This window comes from Duganella sp. CT11-25, assembly GCF_047302815.1.
Classification (GTDB): domain Bacteria; phylum Pseudomonadota; class Gammaproteobacteria; order Burkholderiales; family Burkholderiaceae_D; genus Rugamonas.
Genome location: NZ_JBKBFD010000001.1, coordinates 1,234,507 through 1,250,071 on the forward strand (window position 1 = coordinate 1,234,507; position 15,565 = coordinate 1,250,071).

Annotated in this window: 15 protein-coding genes; 4 read left to right on the plus strand and 11 right to left on the minus strand. The window is 64.7% G+C overall.

Annotated features, from left to right (window positions below):
• Positions 1-9 precede the first annotated feature (9 nt).
• Complete coding sequence (locus ACEN9F_RS04900; RefSeq protein ID WP_413418397.1) at positions 10-447, minus strand: cache domain-containing protein; 438 nt, start codon at positions 445-447, stop codon at positions 10-12.
• Positions 448-553: 106 nt separating this feature from the next.
• Between ACEN9F_RS04900 and ACEN9F_RS04905 the strand changes: the two genes are divergently transcribed.
• From ACEN9F_RS04905 to ACEN9F_RS04915, 3 genes are all read left to right on the plus strand, one after another.
• Positions 554-889 (plus strand): hypothetical protein, encoded by a 336-nt coding sequence (locus ACEN9F_RS04905; protein ID WP_413418399.1) that lies wholly within the window; start codon positions 554-556, stop codon positions 887-889.
• A 32-nt stretch (positions 890-921) separates the two neighbouring features.
• Positions 922-1,308, plus strand: a complete 387-nt coding sequence (locus ACEN9F_RS04910) for a cupin domain-containing protein (protein ID WP_413418401.1) — start codon at positions 922-924, stop codon at positions 1,306-1,308.
• Positions 1,309-1,382: 74 nt separating this feature from the next.
• Positions 1,383-2,069 (plus strand): hypothetical protein, encoded by a 687-nt coding sequence (locus ACEN9F_RS04915; RefSeq protein WP_413418403.1) that lies wholly within the window; start codon positions 1,383-1,385, stop codon positions 2,067-2,069.
• Here ACEN9F_RS04915 and ACEN9F_RS04920 read toward each other — a convergent pair.
• From ACEN9F_RS04920 to ACEN9F_RS04930, 3 genes are read right to left on the minus strand one after another with little or no spacing between them, the layout of a single operon-like run.
• Positions 2,066-3,517, minus strand: coding sequence for a hypothetical protein (locus ACEN9F_RS04920; protein ID WP_413418405.1), 1,452 nt, complete (start codon positions 3,515-3,517; stop codon positions 2,066-2,068). The genes ACEN9F_RS04915 and ACEN9F_RS04920 overlap by 4 nt on opposite strands.
• Positions 3,514-4,389 carry an ABC transporter ATP-binding protein gene (locus ACEN9F_RS04925; RefSeq protein ID WP_413418406.1) on the minus strand — a complete coding sequence of 292 codons (876 nt, stop codon included), beginning with the start codon at positions 4,387-4,389 and terminating at the stop codon, positions 3,514-3,516. Before ACEN9F_RS04925 ends, ACEN9F_RS04920 begins: the two co-directional genes overlap by 4 nt.
• Entirely contained in the window at positions 4,386-4,778 is a 393-nt protein-coding gene (locus ACEN9F_RS04930; RefSeq protein WP_413418408.1) for a GntR family transcriptional regulator, read from the minus strand. The genes ACEN9F_RS04925 and ACEN9F_RS04930 overlap by 4 nt, the downstream gene beginning before the upstream one ends.
• Before the next feature lie 249 nt (positions 4,779-5,027).
• Between ACEN9F_RS04930 and xth the strand changes: the two genes are divergently transcribed.
• Complete coding sequence (xth, locus tag ACEN9F_RS04935; protein ID WP_413418410.1) at positions 5,028-5,813, plus strand: exodeoxyribonuclease III; 786 nt, start codon at positions 5,028-5,030, stop codon at positions 5,811-5,813.
• Here the strand turns inward: xth and ACEN9F_RS04940 are convergent.
• From ACEN9F_RS04940 to ACEN9F_RS04970, 7 genes are all read right to left on the minus strand, one after another.
• A complete protein-coding gene (locus ACEN9F_RS04940) occupies positions 5,810-7,477 on the minus strand; it encodes a peptide chain release factor 3 (RefSeq protein WP_413418412.1) in 1,668 nt (555 codons plus the stop codon). The two genes, xth and ACEN9F_RS04940, sit on opposite strands and share 4 nt — an antisense overlap.
• Positions 7,478-7,581: 104 nt before the next feature.
• On the minus strand, positions 7,582-12,168 hold the full coding sequence (locus tag ACEN9F_RS04945; protein WP_413418414.1) for a PilC/PilY family type IV pilus protein: 4,587 nt from the start codon (positions 12,166-12,168) through the stop codon (positions 7,582-7,584).
• Positions 12,169-12,196: 28 nt separating this feature from the next.
• The gene (locus tag ACEN9F_RS04950; protein ID WP_413418416.1) at positions 12,197-12,781 is read right to left on the minus strand and encodes a hypothetical protein; all 585 of its coding nucleotides are present in this window, start codon (positions 12,779-12,781) and stop codon (positions 12,197-12,199) included.
• A gap of 2 nt (positions 12,782-12,783) precedes the next feature.
• Entirely contained in the window at positions 12,784-13,998 is a 1,215-nt protein-coding gene (locus tag ACEN9F_RS04955) for a PilW family protein (protein ID WP_413418418.1), read from the minus strand.
• A gap of 13 nt (positions 13,999-14,011) precedes the next feature.
• Positions 14,012-14,449 (minus strand): type IV pilus modification PilV family protein, encoded by a 438-nt coding sequence (locus ACEN9F_RS04960; RefSeq protein WP_413418420.1) that lies wholly within the window; start codon positions 14,447-14,449, stop codon positions 14,012-14,014.
• Positions 14,446-15,099, minus strand: coding sequence for a Tfp pilus assembly protein FimT/FimU (locus ACEN9F_RS04965; RefSeq protein WP_413418422.1), 654 nt, complete (start codon positions 15,097-15,099; stop codon positions 14,446-14,448). Before ACEN9F_RS04965 ends, ACEN9F_RS04960 begins: the two co-directional genes overlap by 4 nt.
• A complete protein-coding gene (locus ACEN9F_RS04970; RefSeq protein ID WP_413418424.1) occupies positions 15,087-15,512 on the minus strand; it encodes a type IV pilin protein in 426 nt (141 codons plus the stop codon). Before ACEN9F_RS04970 ends, ACEN9F_RS04965 begins: the two co-directional genes overlap by 13 nt.
• Between the last annotated feature and the right edge of the window lie 53 nt (positions 15,513-15,565).

A 15,565-nucleotide genomic window follows, 5' to 3' on the forward strand; every position in this document is an offset into this window, starting at 1 on the left:
GTTCAAGGCTCAAGGCTTGTAAATGCCGGCTTCCAGCGCAACGTCGCCGACCCGGAGCACATAGGTGCGCTTGGCCTCGACCTTGCCCGATGCGGGGTTGCGGAATTTGTAGTCGACCCAGCCCTTGCCGGAACCCTTGGCCACGGCCAGCATCTCCTGGCGGAACGGCTTGCCGTCGGCATCCGGCACGTCGAGCAGGTTCTTGCCGATCAGCGCGGTGGTCGGATGGGCCACGGTGATGCCCTGCAGGTCGCGCATCGCCAGATACAGCGAGCCCTGGTTGAATTCCGGGTCCTTGTTGTTGATGCGCGCGATCATCTCGGCCTTGCCGTGCGTGCGCACGAACTGCGCGCCCTTCTCCGCCAGCGCGATCGCGTCTTTTTCGGCGGGCGCGGCATGGGCGGACCAGCAGCACAGCAGCAAGGCGATTCCAATCAAGGCGCGCATGATTCCCCCCGGCAGGTAAGATGTTGTAATCTACGCTGGCTGCCCCAGTGCAATATTGCGCTGGCTCAAGCCACGCCGCCCGTCATCAAGAAACAACAGGAGCAACATGAAAGCATCGACCAAGGCAGCACTGATCTCGGCACTGGTTTTCCCCGGACTGGGCCACCTGGTGTTACGCAAAGGAGTACGCGGTTTGCTGTTCCTGGTGCCGGCGGCGGTCGCCGTGATTTACCTGCTGCGCTCCGTGCTGCAGTTGATGGACCAGCTTGTGGCCGAGATCAACAGCGGTGCGCTGGCGCTCGATCCGGTCATGATACTGGAACGGGTGCACGCCTCCGGCATCGACAGTCCCATGACCAACCTGGCGTCGCTGGTCTGCCTCCTGTGCTGGGTCGGCAGCATCGCCGACGCTTTGTGGCTGGGACGGCAGAAAGCGGGATAGAATCGGCGTTCGATAACCAGAAAGGATGCACCATGAGACAGCCTCGGTTTTTCTTCCTCGTTTTGATACTCGCCGCCGGCACCGCGCTGGCGCAAACTGGTACAATCCGGCGCACCGTGATCCAGAAAGCCGACGTGTCCGTCCCGGGCCGTGAGGCTGTCGTCGCCAAAGTCGAACTGGACGCGGGCGTGGCCGCAGGCCGACATTCCCATCCCGGCGATGAAATCAGCTATATATTGGAAGGCGAAGGCGAGCTGCGCATCGAGGGCGAAGACCCGCGCCGCGTCAAGGCCGGCGAATCCTTCGTCATCCCGGCCGGCACCGTCCACGACGCCGTCAACGTAGGTAGCGGCACGCTCAAGCTGGTCGGCGTCTACGTGGTTGAAAAAGGCAAGCCGCTGGCCACACCCGCCAAATAACCGTGTCATCACAGTTTCATCTGATGGCGCTACATTGGCGGCGCCAAATGAAAATGTGATACACGATGATCCTGATGAATATCCTGGTCCGGTCGCGCGCAGCGACCGGCGCCGCTTGCGCATTGGCGCTTGCACTCACCTCCCTCAACGCTCGCGCGGGCCGTCCGATGACGGTGGACGACGCCGCCATCGTCGCGCCCGGCCAATGCCAGCTGGAGACCTACGCCCTGCGCGCGGACCGGCGCACCGAATACTGGGCCACGCCCGCCTGCAATGCCGGCGGCGCGTGGGAGCTGGCGGCCGGCGCTTCGTGGGGCGGCGCCACGCACTACGGCCGCCTGCAGGCCAAGACCGTGTTCAGGCCGCTGGAGGCGGACGGCTGGGGCATCGGCCTGGTACTGGCCGACCAGTTCCGCAGCGGGCGCGGACTTGACGGCGACCTGTCGGCCAATGTGCCGCTGAGCGTATCGCTGGCCGGCGACACGGTGCTGGCACACTTCAACGCCGGCATGATGCGCACGCAGGCAACCCGTAACACCGACGCCACCTGGGGCATGGGCGCCGAATTCAAACTGGACCAGCGCAACTCGCTGACGGCGGAAGTCTACGGCCAGCAACGCGCCGGCTCGCGCTATCAATTCGGCTATGCCCACGCGCTGATTCCGGACCGCCTGCAGATCGACACCTCGTGGAGCCGGCGCCTGGCGCGCAACACCAGCGAGACCATCGTCACGCTGGGACTGGTGCTGCAAACGAACTAGGCGGCCAACCGGCCGGCCGGTATGACGGGCGGCAGCGCCATCATGCGCTTCCAGCGCCAGCACAAGCCGATCGCCGTCGCCAGCGCGATGCCGCTGCCGATCCAGTACCACGGGAATGCCGGCTCGACGTGGGACAGTATCAAAGCCATCATGCATGCCGTGACGATCAGCACAGTGATGATGACGGGACCTAGCTCGTTTTGCGTTGCCGGCATGGCGGCGTAGTTACGCAGCATCGCGACGGACAACGGCGCCATGAGCATCACCAAGCCATAGGTGACGCCGCGCACTTCCCACTGGCCCAGGATCGCGAAGTCGATGCACGCCACGCACGCCAGCGACACCAGCCACACGCGCAGGAAGCGGCGCAGCAGCGTCGTGGCCAGCACGCGGTTGACCTGGTCGGCAGTCGGTGCGCCGGGCGTCAGGCAATAGAGGCGCTGTTCGACGCTGTAGCGCGCGACGTTGCCCGCCACGCCCACGACATACATCAGGCACGCCAGCATCACGCACCACTGCATCAGCGAACCGCTCAGCAGCCCGACCACCAGGTCGCCCCTGCCACCGAAGTAGCGCATGGCCAAGATCGTCAGCACCGTGGTGATCAACGCAAAGCCGATGTAGCCGGCTTCGTGCGCCCCGGGGCCCAGCACATGCATCATCAGGCGGCCCTGCGCGGCGCCACCCCGGCTGTCGCGCCGAAGTGCGGCCGTATAACCGGCCCGCCACATCGATTGCCAGCGCTGTTCGATGGACGACACGCCGGCGTCCTCCGGCTGCTTGCCGCGCAACGCCAACTGGCGTTGATTGTACCGATGGCGCCACGCCCAGTGGCGGTCTCCGCCCTGCGGGAAGGCGGCCCGCAATCCTTGCCCACAAAGCAAGATAATAACGATCAAGCCCACGCCGGTCACGACCGGTTCGCCGATACCTTCCATCGTGGCCATCAGCGCCTTGAGCGGCGCGTTATTCATCGACACCGACGCCAGGATGACCGCCGAGGGCAAGAAAGCCAGCAGCGTGTAGCGCTGGGCAAACAGCACATACGCGCTGAACATTCCACCGGCCACCAGCGCATAGCCGGGATGGCCGACCACGACCGCCACCATGACGGCCGCCGCCGCCGTGCATGCACCGTAGAGCACAGCCGTCAGCGTCACCAGCCGGCCTCGCAATTGCGGAACCAGGCAGGCATAGGCAGGTTGATTTTGCTGCACCGCGCTTTTCAGGACGGCGCCGCACCACAGGTAGGCCGATCCAATGGCCAGCCCGATAAACAGCATATGGCCAAGCGCCGGCTTGCCGACATACCAGCCGAACACCAGCGCCCCAAGCCCGCAAACGCCGAGGAACCAGGTCAGCCGGACAATCAGGCCGCTGGCGGCGCGGTCGCGCATGACCTGCGTCAGCAACTGAAGATAGGCACGCCAAGGCCAGGCGGCGCTCATTTGGTCACCTCGACGAACAAGTCTTCCAGGCTCAGCGTTTCCACGCGCAGATCGGGACCGGCGCGCAACGCCGCCGCCTCCGCACCGCTCAAGCGCGCCAGGATGCTGACGCCGCCCGCCGTATCCTGCTGGCGGCGGATCTCGTCGCTGAAGGTCAGCCGGGCCAGCGCCGCGCCGGTGCCGGTGATGCGGTGCGCGCTTTCCAGCAGCTCATCCAATGGCGCCTGCAGCGTGATCTTGCCTCCTTGCAAGAACGCCACGTCCAGCGCCACCCGCTCCAGGTCGGACAGGATGTGGGTGGAAAAGATCACCGTCGTGTCGCGCTCGATGACGCTGTCGATCAGTTCATGCAGGAATTCGCGGCGGCCGACCGGGTCCAGGCTGGCGACCGGTTCGTCGAGCACCAGCAGTTTGGGATCGTGCGCCAGCGCGCGGATGATGGAAAGGCGCTGCTTCTCGCCGCCGGAAAGCTTGCCGATTTGCTTATTCGCCATGTCGCCGCTGAAACCCCAGCGCTGCATCAGGCCATCCACCTTGGCGGTATTCCAGCGCGGATACAGCGCCTTGAAATAATCCAGGAGTTGCAATGGAGTCAACCATTCAAACAATTCGGCTTTTTGTGGCACGTAACCGATGTTGGCGCGAACCTGATCGTTCAGCGCGGTCACCGGCTCGCCGAACAGCATGCTCGCGCCGGTATCCGCTTCGCGCAGTCCGAGCAGGCATTCCAGCAAGGTTGATTTTCCGGCACCATTGCGTCCAAGCAAGCCTATCACCTTGCCCGGTTCGATGCTCCAGTTAACTCCCTGCAACACCTGCTGTTTGCCAAATGCTTTGTGCAAACCACTTACCTCGACGATGGATGGCTTCATTTATTTTCCTCAAGAATCTTTGCAAAAAGAGTAATTACGGCTTCGGGATCGAGTTCCAACTGGCGGGCTTCGGCAGCGGCGCGTTCCAGGACAGGACGCAGCAGATGCTCGCGGTCCTGTTTAATTGGCGAGCGGCGTTCGGCCACCAGCATTCCTATTCCGCGCGCCCGGCTTAACAAGCCTTCGGTTTCCAGCATGTTATAAGCCTTGGAAACCGTCATCGGATTGACGGCCAGCGCCAATGCCACGTCTCGCACAGACGGCAATATATCGCCGGGTTTTAAAACGGCGGCCGCGATTAATCGGCGAACCTGCTCGATTAATTGACGGTAGATAGGATCGGACGAGCCGGTCGCTATCGAGAATAATGTAGCAGTGTGGGTTGCCATGAAATTTTTATTTGTGTATTAGTTGAGTAATACAGTATTCAAAAATACGTGAGCTGTCAAGCGACGAATGTCGAGCGGACAGCACTGGCCAGGCATCCCTGCCAGAAGCTGGCGGGAACGTGCCAAACATTGGCATGGCCGCAGAGCGATCGCCTGCGCAGATGCCGGCGATTGCGCGGCCAGGGTGCGTCACCGCACGTCCGCCGGATGGCGCTTGCCTATAATGGGGTCATCGCCTGAAGGAGCACCATGCGCATCGCCACATTCAATGTCAATGGTATTGGCAGCCGCCTGCCTGCTTTATTGCAATGGCTGGATGAAACCCGGCCGGATGCGGTTTGTCTGCAAGAATTAAAAGCACCGCAAGAAAAGTTTCCCGAGGCCGCCATGCGTGATGTGGGTTATCAGGCGATATGGCATGGTCAGAAGAGCTGGAATGGTGTCGCTATTCTTGCCCGCGGAACGATGCCTATCGAAACCGGGCGCGGACTACCGGGGGATCCGGAGGATGTGCAAAGCCGCTATATCGAGGCGGTGGTTAATGGCGTATTAATCGCCGGCTTATATCTGCCGAATGGCAATCCCGCGCCCGGTCCCAAATTCGACTATAAGCTGCAGTGGTTTGAACGGCTGATCCGGCATGCGGCCGGCTTGCTGGACAGCGGCGCCCCGGTGGTCCTGGCCGGCGACTTCAATGTCATGCCGACCGAGCTCGACGTCTACAAGCCGGAGCGATGGGTCGATGACGCCCTGTTCCGGCCCGAAGTGCGGGCCGCGTTCCACCGGTTGCTGGCGCAGGGCTGGACCGACGCGCTGCGCGCCATGCATCCGGGCGAAACGATTTACACCTTCTGGGACTATTTCAGGAACGCCTACGGCCGCGACGCCGGGCTGCGCATCGACCATCTGCTGCTCAGTCCCGCCCTTGCCCCGGCGCTGAAAGCCGCCGAGGTCGACCGCGACGTGCGCGGCAGGGAAAAACCGAGCGACCACGCGCCGGTCTGGGTGGAATTGGACCTTACCCCGGAGTTTTAGACGAGCTTGGCCGAGTGCTCGCGCGTGGCGTGGAATTGCAGCTTCGGCCAGCGCTCCTGCGTCAGGCGCAGGTTGACGCCCGAGGTCGCCAGATAGGCGAGGTTGCCGGCGGCGTCGTAGGCGACGTTGTGGCCCAGCGCGTCTTCGAAGTCCGACAGGGCTTTCTTGTCGTCGCTGGACACCCAGCGCGCGCTGCTGATGCTGGTGCCTTCGAAGACGGCGTCGACGCCGTATTCGTTCATCAGGCGGCTGGCGACCACTTCAAACTGCAGCACGCCGACCGCGCCCAACACCAGCTCGCCGCCCTGCACCGGCTTGAAGACCTGTACCGCGCCCTCTTCGCCCAGCTGCTGCAAACCCTTGTGGAGTTGCTTGATTTTCAACGGATTGCGGATGCGCACCGAGCGGAAGAAGTCCGGCGCGAAGTATGGAATGCCGGTGAAGGTCAGCATTTCGCCTTCGGAGAAGGAATCGCCGATCTGCATGTTGCCGTGGTTCGGCAGGCCGATGATGTCGCCGGCGTACGCTTCTTCCACCTGTTCGCGCGACGATGCCATGAAGGTCACCACCGACGACACCTTGATTTCACGCCCCAGGCGCAGGTGCTTGACCTTCATGCCGCGCTCGAAACGGCCCGAGCACACGCGCAGGAAGGCGATGCGGTCGCGGTGCGCCGGATCCATATTGGCCTGGATCTTGAACACGAAGCCGGTGAACGGCTCTTCCTTCGGATCGACCGCGCGCACCGTGGCGTCGCGCTCGCGCGGCGCCGGCGCCCAGTCGACCAGCGCCGACAGGATCTCGCGCACGCCGAAGTTGTTGATCGCCGAGCCGAAGAACACCGGCGTCTGCACGCCGGCCAGGAACTGCTCCAGGTCGAACGGGTGGGAAGCACCGTTGACCAGCTCCACTTCCATGCGCAACTGGTCCATCTCCAGCGGGAACATTTCCTGCAGGCGCGGGTTGGCTATGCCCTTGATGATCTCGAAGGCGCCGTCGGCCTTCTCTTCGCCGGCCTTGAACAGCATGATCTCGTCATTCAGCAGGTGGTACACGCCGCGAAAGTTCTTGCCCATGCCGATAGGCCAGGTCACCGGCGCGCACTGGATCTTCAGCACCGATTCCAGCTCGTCGAGCAGTTCCAGCGGATCGCGGGTTTCGCGGTCCATCTTGTTCATGAACGTCACGATCGGCGTGTTGCGCATGCGGCAAACGTCGAGCAGCTTGATGGTCTGCGCTTCCACGCCCTTGGCGGCGTCGATCACCATCAGCGCCGAGTCGACCGCCGTCAGCACGCGGTAGGTGTCTTCCGAGAAGTCCTGGTGGCCCGGGGTATCGAGCAGGTTGACCACGTGGTCGCGGAATTCGAACTGCATCACCGAGGAGGCGACCGAAATGCCGCGCTGCTTCTCGATTTCCATCCAGTCCGAGGTCGCGTGGCGGCCCGATTTGCGGGCCTTGACGGTGCCGGCCATCTGGATCGCGCCCGAGAACAGCAGCAGTTTTTCGGTCAGCGTGGTTTTACCCGCATCCGGGTGGGAAATGATGCCGAAGGTGCGGCGGCGCTGCACTTCGCGCGCGATCAGCGCCGGCGTCTTGCCGCTGGACGCGGTGGCCGCGTCATCGTTATTGTCGGGGATTGTGTTTTCGGTATCGTTGACCATTTGTTCGCGATCTGAGGCGTTTCTGCAAACCCTCGATTATACCGGCAGTTGGCCCTGCCGTTGGAACTGTTTAGCGGCGGCGCGGGGGGCGCCGCCGCCCGTCTTCATTCGCCCTTGACGCGGCGCCAGCCGACCCGGTGCGCATCCGCCGTCAACTGCTCCTTGGTCTTGACGGTCGAGTTGCTGCCATCGGCGAAGGTGGTGATCAGTTTCAGCTGGCCGCTCGGCAGGCGCACGATGATGAAGCCGACCGCCGCCGAGGTGTTCGACAGCGTGCTGCCGGCCGGGTCGCCGTTCACGCCCTGGCCGTTGCACACGTCGATCTGGTACAGATTACTGGTGCCGCCCACCGAACACGCCGACGACGACGACGGCACGTTGGTGATCACATTGGCCACGCCGCTGACGATTTGCGGGTCCAGGTTCATGCGCTCGCCGGGATTGAGCTTCCAGTCGAAATACCAGCCCTGCTTCTGCGTCAGGTCGACCTGGTTGTTGCTGACCGCATAGGTGACGACGTTGCTGGCCGAACCCTGGATGCTCAAGGTCTGCTCCACCATGGTGCTGGCGGGAACCGTGCCGATCGCCCTGCCGTCGTCCTTGAGCACATACAGGCTCTGGACGTCGGTGTTGCTGGTGTCGGTCACGTCCAGCAGGCGGCCGGTGCCGAACAGCACCACGCGCGAGGCCGTGACCTTGGTGGTGGCGGTGCCGCTGGCGTCCGTGGTGGTGACGGGCACGCCGCACTGCGTCACGTCCGGGCGCGTGGTGATCGGCTTTTTCAGGCCGGCGTCGCCCATCTGCAGGCGGGTGATGACGCCGCTGTCGCTGGTCAGGTCGAAACGCCACATCTTGCCCATGTTGTCGCCGCCGTACACATAGGTCACCCTGGCGTCGGCCAGCGGATCGTCGCTGATGGCGGTGATCTTGGCCAGGCCCGACGGCGTGGTGGTGTCGCCCGAATCGGTGGATTTCGAGGCCAGCACAATGCCGGTTTCCACCTCGACGATGTAGAGCATGCCCTTGCCCGAGCCTTTGCCGAAGCCGTCCGTGCCGGGAATATTGTTGTAGCCGGAGGTCAGGAACACCACCCACTTCTCCACGCCGGAGGAATTCTTCCAGGTGCCGAACTGGGGATTGCCGAAACTCAGGCCCAGGTCCTCGTCATTGTGCGCCGGGCACACCGCCGGGTCGGCGCAGAATTCCCACAGCACCTTGGGCGCTTTCTCCTCGGTCACGTCGAGCGCATAGAAGCCGCGCCCGCCGGCGTTCAGGCCGCCCACCAGCACGGTGCGCCAACCGCTCGAGAACTTGACGTCGGCCACCTCGGGCGAACCGTCCGCCGTGAACTGGTGGTTGGTGCCGTAGGTGGTGCTGGCCAGCGCCGGCAACTTGCTCATGGTGATGCGCGGCACATAGGCCCAGCGTTCGACGCCGGTGCCGGCGTGGAAGGCGTGCAGCATGCCGTCGTTGGCCGCCACGTAGACGGTGCCCTCGCGTTCGGTGCTCTTGTCCTTGAAGATCGCGTAATCGGTATCCGCATAGTTGTTGGTGGAGGCGCGCACGAACGCCGGCTTGGACGAAGCGATGTCGCCGATCAGGATCGGCACGTTGTTGCCGGCCGAGTCGGTCGTGGTGCTGTAGGCGCGGAACAGGGTGTCGTCGGCGTAGGTCTGGACGCCGCGCAGCCAGTTGACCATGTTGACGCCGCTGTTGACGGTGGCCTTGTCGGCCGCCGACAGCAGCGTGCATTGCGACAGCACGCTGCATTTGTTTTCGAACCAGCCCTTGGCGACGGTGTCGCCGCTGAGGTTGGCGAAGGTGAAGTCCACCGGATCGGAGCTCGCCCCCGCGCCCGGCTGCATCATCAGGATCGTGCGCGCGGTCTGCTTGCCGACGGTGTTGCTGGTGTTCCAGGTCGTCGTGGCGGAGACGTTGCCGGTGCTCGGGTCGATCTTCTTGTCGGTCAGCTCGCCGTACCAGCGCACCGTGGTGAAGGTGGCCGAGAAGATGTCGTTGTCGGTCAGCGTGATGTTCGGCGTCGAGGTCGCGGCGGCGGCGGCCGAGCCGATCCGCACCTGCATGTTCGACAGCGCTTCGCGCAGGCCACTCACCACATCGTTCGGATCCTGGGCGCTGAAATACTTGCCGTGGCCGTTGATGGCGGCGTGCCACAGGTCGTCCACCCGCTCCTGCACCGTGTTGGCGGCGTTGGTGGTGTCCGGATTCGGCCAGACGTAGGCGTTGTTGTTGTTCCACGGGCAGCCGCTCGGCGCCTGCGTGATCAGGTTGTAGAAGTCGCCGCCGCTCTTGGGCGCGGTGTCGTAGTTGGCCTCGTAGGTCATGACGCCGTCCACGCCCAAGCCCAGCGTGTAGGTGTTCATGTGCAGGTGGGTGTTCTCGCCGTTGCCGGCCGGTACCGAGCCGGGCTTGGTCATGTCCGGCTCCAGCGACGGCCGCAGCGACACGGTGCCGGTGCTGGAACCGCCGTTGTACCAGTGCAGCGCCACGTCCGAGATCGACGGCTGGGTCTGGGCGCGGGCGTCGACGCAACCGGACGACACGGTGCAGAAACGCGAGGCGTTTTCCACGTTGTCGTTGTTGACGACGTTGCTGGTGCTGCTGCCGTTCCAGTAGCCGTCGGTGGTCAATATCATGAAGTTAGGCTGGCACGGGTACTGCACCACTTCCTGCCCGGCCGCATAGTTATACGGCGTCAGGTTGGCGAACATGCGGCCGACGTTGTCCATCGCCGTGCGGATCGGCGTCGAGCCCGAGGTGGTGGTGTTGTACAAGGTGGTATACCAGGTGGCGCGCGAACTGCCGGTGAAGTCGGCCGGTTTCATGTCGATGGCGCCGCCGGCGCCGGCGGCGGACAGCTTGACATAGCCGACCTTGTAGTTGGCGGTGATCGGCGAAAACGCGATGCCGACCGAGGTCTTCATCATTTGCAGGCGGCTCTTGTAGTACACATACCAGTTGGCGAAGTTGGTCATCTCTTCGCTGTAGGTGCAGGTGGCGCCGGCGCAATCGGTGCGCTCGGTGGACTTCGGATAGGTCTGGCCAGTGACGATGTTGACCCGCACGAAGGGATTCGGCCCGCTGGAACCGGCCGACAGCGCCGCCGTGGTGATCGGGATGCTGTCCATCTGCGCCGGGGTGTAGGTCCAGGCCAGCGTGCCGCCGTTGTTGCCGGCGGCCAGCGTGATGGCGCCCGAGTTGGCCACCGAGCCGCTATCGACCACGCATACGGCGGCGGTGCCCAGGCCGCTGCGCACGCAGGCCGCATTGTCGCCGACATAGGCCTTGTAGGTGCCGCCGGTGCCGATCTTGCCGACCACGGTGCTGGCGACCTGGATCGCGGTCTGCGACTTGCCGACGTTCAGGCTGCTGAACAGGTCGGTATTCGAGCCGTTGTTGTACTTGAAGGTGCCGACCGATGGCGTGCCGCTGCCGGAGGTGGTGCCGGTAAACGAGATGTAGGCGGGCGCGATGCGCGCCGCCGGCGCGGTGACGGTAAAGCCCCAGCCCGCGCGCGAGTTGTCGTTGACGGTGACGCAATTGGTCAGGTTCTTGGTGCCGCTGCAGGTCACCGGCACCACGGCGACAACGTTGTCGGCGCTCAGGGTGATGCCGAACACGCTGCAGGCCGGCACGCTGGCCTGGCCGGTCGGGGTTTTCACGCAGGCATAGTACTGGTTGGTGGTGCTGCGGGCGATGATGTTGGCGGCCACCGTGCTGGCCAGGGCCTGCTGCTTGATCGCGGTGTTGGTGCCGGTGCTGGCGGTCATGGTGCCGCTGGTGATGTTGACGCTGCCGCCGGACTCGGCGATGGCGATGCCGGTGATGGTCAGCGGGCTGGTGCCCACCGACGCGCCGATGGCGATGGTGCCGAAGGAGGCGATGGCGCCGGTCGGCGCCGAATAGCTGGGGTAGATGAAGGTACCGACGCGCTTGCCCTGGCAGGTGGTCAACAGCTTGTCGCTGCACCAGCGCACCTTGACCGGCACCGGATAACCGGTCGGCGCCGACGCCCCTATCGTGGTCGACTTGCAGTTCTTCATGGTGTCGTCGGCGCAGTACTGGCCGACGCCGATGGTGTAGTAGTACGGGCCGGTGACGATGTCCACCGCGGTGCGGTAGCTGGCGTCCGGGTAGCTATAGGTCGAGCTGTTGAACTTGCAGTCGCCGCTGCTGCTGGAGGTGCACCACTTGAGGTCGGGGAAGCCGGTCACCAGGTTGATATTGCTGGTGACGCTGGCGCCGGACAGGTCGGTCTTGTGCGCGCCGAAGCCGTCGCCGCTGACCGAGGTCCAGGCACTGGTGTTGGCCGAGTTCTGCTCCGGATAGAAGCTGCCGTCCGACTTGATCGGCACCATGTAGTGGATCTTGGGATTGTAGTATTGCTTGTTGAAGTCCGGGCTCATGAACGGCGGGTGGCCGACCACGCAGGCCGTGATGCCGGCCGCCAGCGTGACGTTGCTGCGGCACAGGTTGTCGTTCACGTAGTCCGGCGTGTAGGTCTGGTCCATCGAGCCGGAGTTATCGAACAGCAGCATCAGGTTGGGCTTGACGGTGCCGGTGCCGGTGATGTTCAGCAGCGGCACCTGGGCGATCTGGGTCGGCGCGGCCTGGGCCGGCAGCGAAGGCAGCAGCGCCAGCAAGGCCAGCGTGGAAAGTAGCTTGTTCATGATGGTTCCATTCAAAGAGACTGCGGCCTCACGGCCCTTTCATGACGACGCCCTGCGTCACCACATTGCCGCCGCGCAAACCGAACACGCGCGCCGTCACCACATAATGAATCTGCGCCGCGCTGGCCAGGTTGTTGGCGTCGCGCTTCAGGGTTTCGCCCAGCTGGCGCGGGGCGGCCAGGTCCGGGCGCGGCGCCGTGGTCTGGCATTTATTGGGCGGCACGTCGTAGGAGCCGGTCAGGTTGCACATGCGGTGGATCACGTACTGGATGCGGTTGCCGTCGGCGTCGGGCGCCATCGTCACCGCGCCGAGCCAGAAGTTCGGGTTGCTCGCGGTCCAGTTCTGCGGCAGCGTCGCCACATAGCCGAACGCCGACTGGTTGACCAGCAGGTCGTTCTTGTTGACCACCGTGCGCAGATAGGTGAAGGCGGTATGCAGGCCGGCGTCGGCCGCCTTGCTCAGCGCCGCGTCGTACGCCAGGTTGGAGGTGGTCATCGTGGTCGACGTGCTGGAGCGCAGCAGGTAGATGCTGCTGACCATCATCACCGTCAGCATGATCAGCATGATGGGCAGGGCGATGCCGCGCTGGCGGCGGGGGAAAAGGGAGCGCATCGTCATGGCCTGTATTGCGAGTTAAGGATGGGCACGATGGTCTCGAACACCCGGTAGCGGTAGCACTTCCAGCTCAGGGTGTCGCCAGCCACCGCGACGTTGACCTGCACCGGCACGGCCGCCACGCCGGCCGGCGCGGCGGTGGCGAACACGGTCGGCTGCTCGGTGGTGGCGTTGCAGGCGCCGGTGCGGTCCGGCTTTTCCGCCGTCTTGCTGCGCGCCACCACGGCGATGCGCACGGCGGCGATGCGCTGATAGTCGCCCAGGCCGCCGGTGTCGGCGTCGCCGTCGGCGTTGATCATGTCGCCGCTCCACTGCCCGACCTGCATGCCGCCGATCGGATTGGGCTTGGAGCGGTCCTTGCTGTTGCCGGCGGGATTGGGGTCCCAGTCGGACACCAGGCGCGTATCGAAGCCGTACTGGGCCTTGATCGACACCACGTTGTCCACCACCGACACGCCGGCCGGCTCGGCGCCGGCCAGGTCGGTGGCACGCAGCAGCAGGATGCCGTTGCTGACCGACCAGGTGTGGAAGTGCAGCCGGTCCGGCTGGCCCAGGTTGTACATATAGGTGACGCTTTTCTTATAAGCCTGGACCATGCTGGCGTTGGCGTTGTAGCGGTAGACGCCGCCGGTGCTGAGCGTCATCTGGGCGTCGAGGGGCGGCGGGCTGAAGCCGGAGATCTGCATCAGCGTGCACGGCCGGTCCGGCGCCTGCGGCGCCACCACCAGCACGTCGCCGGGCGAGTAGCCGTAGGGCGAACGCTCGCCGCCGACCACGTAGCCCTCGCCGCCGTAGTCGGCCGTCATCAGGGTCGAGCCGATGCCGGCGTTGGAGGTGCCGCTGTTGAACGAAATCACATCCGGGTTGGCGCCGTTGGACTGGATCACCACCGCCGCCAGCGGCGTGATGTCGGCGCCGTTGCGCTTGGCCGCCAGCAGCTCGTAGCCGCGCTTGTCGGTGAACGTGGTGTCGCAGCCGGACACGGTGCGGTCGTTCAGGCCCCAGCCGGCGATGCTGGCGTCGCCGCTGAGCGAAAACAGCGCCAGCATGCCGTTCTGCATCGAGTCGGAACCGCCCAGCGCGGCGTCCTTGTTGGCCTCGCCGCTGATGACCAGGCGGGTGGCGAACAACAGCGCCAGCAGGCCGATCACCACGCTGACCATCAGTTCCACCAGCGAGAAGCCGCCGCTGCGGCGCCGGGCCGGTTTCGTCATGTCTGTCTTCATGTCACATCGCCACATATGCGGTTACCCGATGGGTGTTGGGATCGGCGCCGGCCTTGCGCTGCCACTGGATCACGATGTTGACCTGCGCGCGGTTCGCGGCCGGCTGCGACACCACGTTCACCGACAGCGCGGCGCCGGGGATATTGGTCTGGGTTTCGGTCACCCAGGGTTCGAGCAGATCGCTCGGCTTGCTGCCCGCCGGCAGGTTGTAGGCCAGCACATTCGGAATGTCGGCGCTGATGGTGCCGATCAGTTTTTCGGCGGCCAGCGTGGCCTCGGCGCGCATGCCGGCGTCCGACAGCGCCGAATAGGCGCGCGCCTGCAAGCCGATGGTGCCCAGCAGGCCGATGCCGAGGATGACGATGGCGATCATCACCTCCAGCAGCGCGACGCCGCCCTGGCGGCGGACAGCGGACAAGGGTTTCAGCGCGGGTTTCATGGCGGACAGGCCCGGTTGTCGCTGGCCGGCAGGGTCGGATCGCATTTGCTGGGCATGCCGGCCAGCGTGATGGTGAGCGCCACCACCGGCACTTCGCCGGCGTAGCGGGCGGCCGGATCCAGGCGCAGCTGCGTCAGGTTGGCGGCGAAATTGGTGTTGACCCAGCCGAGCGAGGTGTAATACACCTGCGAGCTGTTCAACGGTAACGTACTCGGCTGCAACACCTCGACCGGCGGCAGCGGATCGGCGGCGCGGAACACCGACAGGTAGCCGGCCGCGCCCTGCGGGTCGTTGGCGGCCGGCGTGGTGGTGGTGGACCAGCCCTCCTCGTCCGGACCGCACGCCGTGGCCAGCGAAACGAAGCAGATGTCGACCTGCCAGTCCAGCTGGCCGTTGTTGACGTTGGGCGTCAGCGAGATGCGGCTGAGGGTGTTAAACGACACGGCCTCGCGCCGCGCCAGCGCAAAGCCTTCGGCGTAGAACTCGCTGGCGCTGCGGGCGCGGTTGGCCAGCAGCCAGTTGCTGGCGTTCGGGATGCCGATCGCCAGCATGATGGCGAAAATGGCGATCGTCACCAGCAGTTCGATCAGCGTGAAGCCCGCCGCCGGCGCGGGCGCGCGGCGACCGGGGGACGGGATCAGTTGGAACATGTGCCACCCTTGTGATCGACCCAGCAGCTGGTGCTGGTGCCCCAGTCGGTCGGGCTGCCGGTGGTGGTGCGGGTGCCGCTCTGGTCGATCGTGTAGACAAAGCCGGTCATCTTGCCGGTGCCGGTGGCGGTGATGGTATAGCTGGACGTGGTGGCGTTGCTCAGCGCATAGCTGAAGTTGATGGTGGCGGCGGGAAAGCCGTTGGTGCTGTCGAAACCGGCGTAGGTGCGGCGGTTGGACCAGAACTGTTCGGCGGCCGGCTGGGCGCCGCCCAGCGCGGTGAACGCTTCGCTGAGGCGGCTGCGCACCACATAATCCGAGTAGGCCGGCACCGCCACGGCCGTCAGCAGGCCGACGATCGCCACGGTGATCATGACCTCGATCAGGGTAAAGCCTCGTTGCGTGCGTTTCATCGTCCCACTCCCCATATATTATCTGTTGGGTGGAGTGTAGCCGGGCAAGCTTG

Coding starts and splice junctions, on each gene's coding strand:
- ACEN9F_RS04900 (WP_413418397.1), bottom strand. CDS start 447: ATGCGCGCCTTGATTGGAATCGCCTTGCTGCTGTGCTGCTGGTCCGCC.
- ACEN9F_RS04905 (WP_413418399.1), top strand. CDS start 554: ATGAAAGCATCGACCAAGGCAGCACTGATCTCGGCACTGGTTTTCCCC.
- ACEN9F_RS04910 (WP_413418401.1), top strand. CDS start 922: ATGAGACAGCCTCGGTTTTTCTTCCTCGTTTTGATACTCGCCGCCGGC.
- ACEN9F_RS04915 (WP_413418403.1), top strand. CDS start 1,383: ATGAATATCCTGGTCCGGTCGCGCGCAGCGACCGGCGCCGCTTGCGCA.
- ACEN9F_RS04920 (WP_413418405.1), bottom strand. CDS start 3,517: ATGAGCGCCGCCTGGCCTTGGCGTGCCTATCTTCAGTTGCTGACGCAG.
- ACEN9F_RS04925 (WP_413418406.1), bottom strand. CDS start 4,389: ATGAAGCCATCCATCGTCGAGGTAAGTGGTTTGCACAAAGCATTTGGC.
- ACEN9F_RS04930 (WP_413418408.1), bottom strand. CDS start 4,778: ATGGCAACCCACACTGCTACATTATTCTCGATAGCGACCGGCTCGTCC.
- xth (WP_413418410.1), top strand. CDS start 5,028: ATGCGCATCGCCACATTCAATGTCAATGGTATTGGCAGCCGCCTGCCT.
- ACEN9F_RS04940 (WP_413418412.1), bottom strand. CDS start 7,477: ATGGTCAACGATACCGAAAACACAATCCCCGACAATAACGATGACGCG.
- ACEN9F_RS04945 (WP_413418414.1), bottom strand. CDS start 12,168: ATGAACAAGCTACTTTCCACGCTGGCCTTGCTGGCGCTGCTGCCTTCG.
- ACEN9F_RS04950 (WP_413418416.1), bottom strand. CDS start 12,781: ATGCGCTCCCTTTTCCCCCGCCGCCAGCGCGGCATCGCCCTGCCCATC.
- ACEN9F_RS04955 (WP_413418418.1), bottom strand. CDS start 13,998: ATGACGAAACCGGCCCGGCGCCGCAGCGGCGGCTTCTCGCTGGTGGAA.
- ACEN9F_RS04960 (WP_413418420.1), bottom strand. CDS start 14,449: ATGAAACCCGCGCTGAAACCCTTGTCCGCTGTCCGCCGCCAGGGCGGC.
- ACEN9F_RS04965 (WP_413418422.1), bottom strand. CDS start 15,099: ATGTTCCAACTGATCCCGTCCCCCGGTCGCCGCGCGCCCGCGCCGGCG.
- ACEN9F_RS04970 (WP_413418424.1), bottom strand. CDS start 15,512: ATGAAACGCACGCAACGAGGCTTTACCCTGATCGAGGTCATGATCACC.